Source organism: Mesorhizobium sp. M4B.F.Ca.ET.089.01.1.1 (assembly GCF_004022605.1).
GTDB classification, from domain to species: domain Bacteria; phylum Pseudomonadota; class Alphaproteobacteria; order Rhizobiales; family Rhizobiaceae; genus Mesorhizobium; species Mesorhizobium abyssinicae.
This window is the reverse complement of record NZ_RZOS01000235.1, coordinates 1-8,890: the sequence shown is the minus strand read 5'-3', so window position 1 is coordinate 8,890 and position 8,890 is coordinate 1. Positions and strand designations below refer to the sequence as shown.

Genomic DNA, 8,890 nt, shown 5'->3' with positions numbered 1-8,890 from the left:
CCGCCGACATGGTCGACATGGAGACATTCGCCTGCCTGCGCGCCTGCCAGCTCTTCGGCGTGCCGCTGATCGGACTGCGCGGCATTTCCGACGGTGCGGCGGATCTGAGGCATGTCGGCGACTGGACGGAGTATCTCCACGTCATCGACGAGAAGCTGGCCGGCGCCATTGGCCTGCTGGAGCAGGCGATCGCATCCGGAACGATCCGGCTTGGTTCCCGGCAAGGACTGGATTGAGCCAGACGCCCCGCAACCCATTGCGCCGACTCGTTTCTTTCTCTAAACGCTCGCCATGAAAACAGCCAATCGCTCCGACACCGTCCTGATTGTCGACTTCGGCAGCCAGTTCACGCAGCTCATCGCCCGCCGCATCCGCGAGGCCGGCGTCTTTTCCGAGATCGTGCCGTTCCAGTCGGCCGAGGCGGCTTTCAAGCGCATCAACCCGAAAGCGGTGATCCTCTCCGGCGGCCCGGCCTCGACCACCGATATCGGCAGCCCGCGCGCGCCGCAGATCGTCTTCGAGGCCGGCGTGCCGGTGCTCGGCATCTGCTACGGCCAGATGGCGCTCTGCGTGCAGATGGGCGGCGTCGCCGAAAGCTCCAACCATCGCGAATTCGGCCGCGCCTTCGTCGAGATCGAGAAGGAAAGCCCGCTGTTCGAGGGGCTGTGGGCGCCCGGCCAGCGCCACCAGGTGTGGATGAGCCATGGCGACCGCGTCATCTCCTTGCCGGAGGGCTTCGAGGTGTTCGGCAGGTCGGAAGGCTCGCCCTTCGCCATCTTCGGCGATGTCGAGCGCAAGATGTACGGCATCATGTTCCACCCCGAAGTGGTGCACACGCCGGATGGCGCCAGGCTGCTCCGCAATTTCGTCCACAACATCGCCGGCATCGAGGGCGACTGGACGATGCGCGCCTATCGCGAGCATGCCGTCGAGGCGATCCGCAACCAGGTCGGCAAGGGCAAGGTGATCTGCGCGCTGTCGGGCGGCGTCGATTCCTCGGTTGCAGCGCTCCTCATCCACGAGGCGGTCGGCGACCAGCTGACCTGCATCCTCGTCGACCACGGGCTGATGCGCAAGAACGAGGCGGCGCGCGTGGTGGAGATGTTCCGACAGCACTACAATTTGCCGCTGATCCTGGTCGATGCCTCCGACCGTTTCATCTCGGCGCTGGAAGGCGAGTCCGATCCGGAGAAGAAGCGCAAGACCATCGGCCGGCTGTTCATCGAAGTGTTCGAGGAAGAGGCAAAGAAGCTCGGCGGCGCCGACTTCCTCGCCCAGGGCACGCTCTATCCCGACGTCATCGAAAGCGTCTCCTTCTCCGGCGGCCCGTCGGTGACGATCAAGTCGCACCACAATGTCGGCGGCCTGCCCGAGCGCATGAACATGAAGCTGGTCGAGCCGCTGCGCGAGCTGTTCAAGGACGAGGTGAGGGCGCTGGGCAAGGAACTCGGCCTGCCCGAAAGCTTCATCGGCCGCCATCCGTTCCCAGGCCCCGGCCTTGCCATACGCTGCCCGGGCGGCATTTCCCGCGACAAGCTGGAGATCCTGCGCGAGGCCGACGCCATCTATCTCGACGAGATCCGCAAGGCCGGCCTCTACGACGCCATCTGGCAGGCCTTCGCCGTCTTGCTGCCGGTGCAGACCGTTGGCGTGATGGGTGACGGCCGCACCTACGAGTTCGTCTGCGCGCTGCGCGCCGTCACCTCGGTCGACGGCATGACGGCCGACTTCTACCACTACGACATGAACTTCCTCGCCGCCGCCGCCACCCGCATCATCAACGAGGTGCGGGGCATCAACCGCGTCGTCTACGACGTGACGTCGAAGCCGCCCGGCACAATCGAGTGGGAATGATTCAGGTCTATCCGAACGTCGCCGAAATTACGCCAGAAATCGATCTAACTAACTGAAATTAAAAATAATTTTTGCCAACAGCTTTCGCTGCCTATCGGCGTGCATTGTTCGGCCTTGCCGGACTGGCTGCCGGACCTCCGACATATTGCCACGATGAATTTTCAACAGTACCGTCACCTCATAGAGGTCTGATGACGGTACTTTTTTCAGGCTAAGGCTATGAAAATTAAGAAGAAGTTCCGCCAAAAGCCCTCAAAAAACCCGTGACGGTACTTTTGGAAAGGCAGTCGGGATGCTGACGGACGCCGCAATCAAGGCATTGAAAATAAAGCAGAAAATGTACAAGGTGGCGGATCGTGACGGGATGTATGTCCGCGTCATGCCTAGCGGCACGATCTCGTTTCGTCTGGATTACAGGCTCAATGGCCGGAGGGAGACCGTCTATCTCGGCAAGTACGGGCGCGATGGGATCTCCCTGCTCCAGGCCCGGGAAAAATGCCTCGATGCACGTCGAGCTATCAGAGAAGGCCGCTCTCCTGCCATCGAAAAGCAACGAGACAAGCGGCGACTGAAAGAAGCCAAGAGCTTTGGCCAATTCGGAGAGAAGTGGCTGACCATGGCATCAATGGCGGATAGCACTCGCTCAATGCGCCGGTCAATTTACGAACGCGAACTCCTGCCGGTTTGGCGCAATAGGCTGCTGACCGAAATCACACCGGACGATCTTCGCGCCCAATGTGCCAAGATCGTCGAGCGTGGAGCGCCGGCAACGGCGATCCACGTCCGTGATATCCTCAAGCAAATTTACGGCTTCGCCATTCTCCATGGCGAGAAGGTGTCCAATCCGGCCGACGACGTAGGGCCGGCATCGATTGCTCACTTTGTCCCGAGAGATCGCTCGCTCTCCCCAACTGAAATCCGCGTCATGCTCAAGATACTGGAGAAGGTCGCAACACTGCCCACCATTCGCCTTGGCCTTCGCCTCATCCTGTTCACGATGGTTCGAAAAAGCGAACTTCAGGACGCAACCTGGGACGAGGTTGACTTCGAGAATGCGGTCTGGACCATTCCAAAGGAACGGATGAAGCGATCGAAGGCCCACAACGTCTATCTATCACGCCAAGCGCTCGACATCTTTGTTGCGCTCAAGACCTGCTCGGGGAACTCTCGTTTCGTGCTGCCATCCCGCTACGACGCGGACGCGCCAATGGCGCGCGCAACCTTCAATCGTGTGACCTATGCGGTGGCCGAACTGGCGAAGAAGGAAGGCCTGCCGCTTGAGCCATTCACCGTGCACGATCTCCGGCGCACGGGCTCTACACTTTTGAACGAACTAGGGTTCAACAGCGACTGGATCGAAAAATGCCTGGCTCACGAGGACGGCCGCTCCTCCCGCGGCGTCTACAACAAGGCGGAATACGAAGTTCAGCGCCGCCACATGATGCAAGAATGGTCCGATGCAGTGGAAGCCTGGGTCGAGGGAAGGAAGCGCCCCGTCGTCCTTATGCCCCCGATGATGACGGTCTTTGAGCCCGATCCAGCGCCTTGACAGGAGCGGTCTTTCTCAAACGCACATCTGGAGGGCTGGCTCGGGGAATTGGTGCTGCCCTGCGCGCATGGAGCCAGGCTTCAACCTCGGCCAAATCCCACACGACGCAACGGGGGGTAAGAGCGAAACGTCGCGGAAATTGCCCGCGCTGCTCCATTTCATAGATTGTGCTGTCAGCCAGAGGGACGATTTCACGTAGCTCCTTACGGCGGATCGTCCGCTTTATTGTAGCCTCCCTGGGATCAGTCATGGCGGCCTACCTTTCCTCGTGTCGCAGAACGATTGCTGCCGATAGCTGGCGAGGATGGAAAGGGCGAAAGTCGATAAGCGTATGTTGGGCGGTGTTTTCGCACATATCGGTCAGTCAGGGTCGCCATGACCCGGACCGAAGAAACGGTTATTCGACCTGACGCGCCTCGACGGATCGCATGCCGCTCCGAGGTCAAGCTTACCGAGGAAGCATTATATAGCGCCCTTCGCCGGGGGCTGTCGGTCCCGCATCCCGCCTTACGGCGGCGCTATGCTGATGCTCCTACGGCCGCCCTGTTGAACCGGTCTCAGGGCCACGAACCTGCTCCAGCACCGAACTGACTTACTCCCTCCGACGGGCATTTCGGTGCTTCCGCCTTGTACGCCCTTTTTTGTGTTTGTCGGGAGAGGGGGGCTCTCCCGACAAAGAGTCAGAGAAGGGCCGGGTTTTCGGCGACGGGTTGAGGCGGAAGGAGAGGCCTTCGGCGCCCGTCATGGAGACGACCCATGACACAAGTTCTGAACGCCACCCGTGATCATTCCGGCGGCTTCAAGGTGGATTTGAGCCGCGGCGAGCGGATTGGTCGCGTGTCCTCGGAATGGTTTTCGCGGCCGGCCGACGAGCGCTACTTGTCCTTATCGGAGCTATTCGAGGCGGTGCAGACGCGGACCGAGCGCAGCCGGACGAGAACCGTGGAAAGCGCGGCTATTCGTGTAGAGGCAAGTCGCAACGATGCCGAGCGCCTGACGCTGGTGCTGCCGGGCTCCGATATTCCAATCGCCCCAACCCATTGGAGTTTTGGCCAACTGGCGAGTCTTGTTGGCGCGCCGGCGGCTTATTTGCGCCAACTTCCAGCGCCGCTCGCCGGCATCAATCTACAATATGGCCTGACGTCTCACCGCTCCGAACAGGTGAAGACGCTGGAAATCGAGGATGGTCGTGTTGAGTTGCGTGCGGTTACCGGCCCGGACTACGGCCGCATCTTCGATCGCGAACTGGTCGCCGCCGTGCAGCGCATCGCCGGCAACGGCACAGGTGACACCCGGTGGAAGGTGCCGGGCGTCCTTGACTGGTCGACGAGCATTTATAATCCGCGAGCCGACATCACTAAGGACACCACGACGCTGTACGCCTCCGACCGCGACGTGTTCCTTTTCCTGGTCGACGATCTCAATCCGATCGCGGCCGGCCGGCTACGGGACGGCTCACCCGATCTTTATTTCCGTGGCTTTTACTGTTGGAATTCGGAGGTCGGCGCCAAGACGCTCGGCATCGCAAGCTTCTATCTTCGCGCCGTTTGCCAGAATCGCAATCTCTGGGGTGTTGAGGAGTTTGAGGAGATTACCATTCGTCATTCGAAATACGCAGCTTCACGTTTTGCGCGTGAGGCCGCGCCGGCGCTTGCACGCTTTGCCAATTCGTCGCCCATGCCCTTCATCAACGGCATCAAGGCGGCGCGCGAGCGGATCGTTGCCCGTACCGATGACGATCGCGGCGACTTCCTGCGCAAGCGTGGCTTCTCAAAGGCGGAGGCAACCAGGATCATTGAGACAGTGCTGACCGAGGAAGGTCGCAAGCCTGAAAGTGTTTTCGACTTCGTGCAGGGCATCACGGCGGTGGCTCGCGACAAGACCCATCAGGATGCCCGGCTTGATCTGGAGGCGCGGGCGAAGAAGCTGTTCGACAAGGCGGTCTGACATTCTGGAAGCCAGGAGATGCACCGGTCTCCAGTTCTGTCCGCTTCGCGTCTTTTTTTCTCGTGCTACGGCGTCGTTCTCAAGAGTAAGAGGGCGGCGCTGCGCTTTGTGACGGGTTGCAGGTCGAGAGAGTGGCTTTCGGCTGCCCGTCGCGGAGTAACATCGATGGCTGCTATTGCCAAAAAGATCACCCTGTCGTCTTCGCGCGACATCCCTTTCAACAAACTTGTGCTCAGTCAGGCAAATGTCAGGCGCGTGAAGGCCGGTATCTCGGTCGAGGAACTGGCCGAGGATGTCGCCCGCCGTGGGCTGCTGCAGGGTCTCAGCGTCCGGCCGGTCAAGGATGAAGCCGGTGTGGAAACCGGAATGTTCGAGATTCCGGCCGGTGGCCGGCGATATCGCGCGTTGGACCTTTTGGTGAGGCAAAAGCGCCTCAGCAAAACCGCGCCGGTTCCCTGCATCGTGCGAGAGCAGGGTATTGCCGAGGAAGACTCGCTGGCGGAAAATGTCCAGCGCGCGCCCCTTCATCCGCTCGACCAGTTTCGGGCCTTCCTTGCCCTTCGCGAGAAGGGGCAGTCAGAGGAGGATATCGCTGCCGCGTTCTTCGTCTCGATCGGTGTGGTCAAGCAACGCCTGAAGCTGGCTTCGGTGTCACCGGCACTGCTTGAGATTTATGCCGAAGATGGTCTGACGCTCGACCAACTCATGGCGTTCACTGTATCCGGCGATCATGAACGCCAGCAGCAGGTATTCGAACGCCTGAAGCCCTCCGATGACAAGCAGCCCTATGCCATTCGGCGCATGCTGACGGAGGGCTCGGTGCGTGCGTCAGACAAGCGGGTGCAGTTCATCGGCATCGACGCCTATGTCGAGGCCGGAGGCATAGTCATGCGCGACCTGTTCCAGGGCGACGACGGTGGCTGGCTGCAGGATGTCGTCCTGGTAGACCGGCTGGTCGCGGATGAGTTGGAACGACGCGCGGAGGCGGTTCGCGCAGAAGGCTGGAAGTGGATCGAAATCGCGCCCGACTTCGCCTACGGCCACGCCTTCGGTCTCCGCCAACTGCGCGGAGAACCGTCGCCTCTTAGCGCCGAGGAGGAGTCGACGCGTAAGGCCTTGCAGCTCGAGTTCGACCGTCTGTCGGAGGAATATGACAGCGTCGAGGACCTCCCGGACGAAATCGATCAGCGTCTCGCTGAATTGGAGACTGGACTTCAGTCCTTCGAAAACCGGCCACTCACCTTCGACCCGCTCGAGGTTGCCCGCGCCGGTGGCTTCATCAGCATCGCGCCAGACGGTTGTCTTCGCGTCGAGCGCGGCTACGTCCGTCCCGAGGACGAGTTGCCCATCGAGACACTGCCAAGCGAAGAGGGGGAGGAACCCTTGGAGGCTTCTGCCGTCCGAGACGGGGGCAGCGTTTCGGCCGACAATGAGCCGCTGGCCGACCCCGAAGAGGACGATCGCATCTCGCCGATCTCTGACCGGCTCATGACGGAACTGACGGCACATCGCACGCTCGGCCTCCGTCAGGCGCTCGGTGGAAATCCGGACATAGCCTTCCTCGCCGCCTTGCACGCGTTCACGCTGAAGATCTTCTACCAATATGGGTCGGATAGCTGCCTGGAACTGGACTTGAAGAGCGTCAGCTTCGGCGCCCAAGCGCCAGGATTGAACGACAGCACCTGCGCACAGGCGATCCGTGTCCGACACGACCTGTGGGCCAACGCGCTGCCGAAGGAAGCTGCCGACCTTTGGGATGCCCTTCGCGACTGGGATCGCGATCGCCAGGCTGCGCTTTTCGCACATGCCGTCAGCATGTCGGTCAACGCCGTGCATGAAGCATGGAACAGGCGCCCGCGCGCTCTCGCCCATGCCGACCGGCTGGCACACGCCATCGACCTCGACATGACGGCGGCCGGCTGGCGGCCGTCTGTCGACAACTTCCTTGGGCGTGTCACAAAGGCGCGCATTCTCCAGGCACTCACTGAAGCGAAGGGCCAGGAAGCCGCTGACCGAATAGCGCACCTCAAGAAGGGCGACATGGCGAGCGAGGCGGAGAAGCTGATCGGGAGCAGCGGTTGGCTCCCTGAGCCCCTGCGCACCCCGGGAAACGGGAATACAGAAACGAATGAGACAGGATCGCCGCAAACGGTGGTCGAAGCGACGGCAGGGAACGACGGCGAATTGTCCGTGGCCGACACCGAGAGCTTCGCTGAAAATGACGATGCCGCGAATGAGCCTCATACGATCGCTGCTGGATGATCAGTGGCAAGTCTTCATCTGGCCCGCCGGAGACGGCGGGCCTCTTTTCTGGAGGCGGACCGTGTCTAGAAGCCCGAACGACCTCGCGCGCCGTCTCAGCCGGCAGGCGGAGGCGGTATGCCGGAACTATCTTTCAAACGGCCGGCGCCATGGCAACTATTGGCTGGTAGGCGACGCCCGAAACACGCCTGGGCGATCGATGTATGTAAGGCTGAGGGACACTCCAAAGGGTCCCGCAGGCAAATGGACTGATGCTGCTACCGGCGAGCACGGTGACCTGCTGGACGTGATCCGCGAGAGCTGCGGCCTGATCGACTTTATCGATATCAGCGCGGAAGCCTGCAACTTTTTGAGCTTGCCGCGCTCCGAACAGCAGCCGACGGTATCGAAGCAGACCAGGGCGCTGGCACCTTCCGGTTCTGCAGGAGCAGCGCGGCGGTTGGTCTCCATGTCGCGGTCGATACCAGGAACGCTTGTGGAGACCTATCTTCGTGGACGCGCGATCACAGCCTTGCACGAGACCGGGAGCCTTCGGTTTCATCCGCGCTGCTATTACCGTCCGGAACGCGGCCCGACCGAAACATGGCCGGCAATGATCGCAACCGTCACCGACCTCAAAGGCAAACTTACCGGTGCCCACCGCACCTGGCTCGATCCGGGCGGATTTAGCGAGGCTCACCTTGGGCGCGCTCCGATTGAGACGCCGAGACGCGCCATGGGCCAACTGCTCGGACACGCCGTCCGCTTCGGCTGCTGTTGCGATGTCATGGCTGCCGGCGAAGGCATCGAGACCATGTTATCGCAACGCACTGTCCTGCCCGCCATGCCGGCACTCGCGGCACTGTCGGCGGCGCATCTGTCCGCAATCCTGTTTCCTGAAACATTGTGGCGGCTCTATATCGCCCGTGACAATGATCCAGCCGGTGACGGAGCAGTGGCAACTCTCATTGAACGCACCAATGCGGCCAGCCAGCATCGCCGATATCTTCGACGCTCTCGTGGTGGCAATGGCCGACACACGCCTTGAACCCGATCTTGAGGAACTCCTGTGGGGAACGGTCAATCTGTTCCATCGCGCGACCAGGCGGATCGAGCGGGAGCTCGATGAAAACGAGCTCTGCCAGCTGCGGCTGCAGCGCGAACAGGACGGATCCGAGGTCAAGTCGGTCGAGCTCGAGCGCCTCATCGCCCAAGGTCAGACCATGCTCGAACGCCGCAGCGCTTTCGAATTGATGCGCGACCAGGCCGCCGAGCACTACGAGCGTAACACCCACTCGA

6 protein-coding genes and 2 pseudogenes are annotated in these 8,890 nt (G+C 61.4%); 7 read left to right on the top strand and 1 reads right to left on the bottom strand.

From position 1 onward, the window contains the following. The 3 genes and pseudogenes from EN780_RS20750 to EN780_RS20740 form a co-directional block, all read left to right on the top strand. Positions 1-236, top strand: a pseudogene (locus EN780_RS20750) (5'-methylthioadenosine/S-adenosylhomocysteine nucleosidase); the annotation flags it as partial. A 55-nt stretch (positions 237-291) separates the two neighbouring features. Beyond that, positions 292-1,854 carry a glutamine-hydrolyzing GMP synthase gene (gene guaA, locus EN780_RS20745; RefSeq protein WP_128275165.1) on the top strand — a complete coding sequence of 521 codons (1,563 nt, stop codon included), beginning with the start codon at positions 292-294 and terminating at the stop codon, positions 1,852-1,854. Between the two features lie 292 nt (positions 1,855-2,146). Beyond that, entirely contained in the window at positions 2,147-3,403 is a 1,257-nt protein-coding gene (locus EN780_RS20740) for a site-specific integrase (protein WP_128275164.1), read from the top strand. Here the strand turns inward: EN780_RS20740 and EN780_RS20735 are convergent. After that, a complete protein-coding gene (locus tag EN780_RS20735; RefSeq protein ID WP_127399894.1) occupies positions 3,357-3,653 on the bottom strand; it encodes an AlpA family phage regulatory protein in 297 nt (98 codons plus the stop codon). The two genes, EN780_RS20740 and EN780_RS20735, sit on opposite strands and share 47 nt — an antisense overlap. Before the next feature lie 506 nt (positions 3,654-4,159). Here EN780_RS20735 and EN780_RS20730 point away from each other — a divergent pair. From EN780_RS20730 to EN780_RS20715, 4 genes and pseudogenes are all read left to right on the top strand, one after another. Further along, positions 4,160-5,350 carry a DUF932 domain-containing protein gene (locus EN780_RS20730; RefSeq protein ID WP_128275163.1) on the top strand — a complete coding sequence of 397 codons (1,191 nt, stop codon included), beginning with the start codon at positions 4,160-4,162 and terminating at the stop codon, positions 5,348-5,350. A gap of 165 nt (positions 5,351-5,515) precedes the next feature. Continuing rightward, complete coding sequence (locus EN780_RS20725) at positions 5,516-7,612, top strand: ParB/RepB/Spo0J family partition protein (protein ID WP_128275162.1); 2,097 nt, start codon at positions 5,516-5,518, stop codon at positions 7,610-7,612. 61 nt (positions 7,613-7,673) lie between these two features. Beyond that, on the top strand, positions 7,674-8,639 hold the full coding sequence (locus tag EN780_RS20720) for a toprim domain-containing protein (protein WP_128275166.1): 966 nt from the start codon (positions 7,674-7,676) through the stop codon (positions 8,637-8,639). After that, positions 8,584-8,890 (top strand): annotated as a pseudogene (locus tag EN780_RS20715) (hypothetical protein); the annotation flags it as partial. The gene EN780_RS20720 and the pseudogene EN780_RS20715, both read left to right, overlap by 56 nt.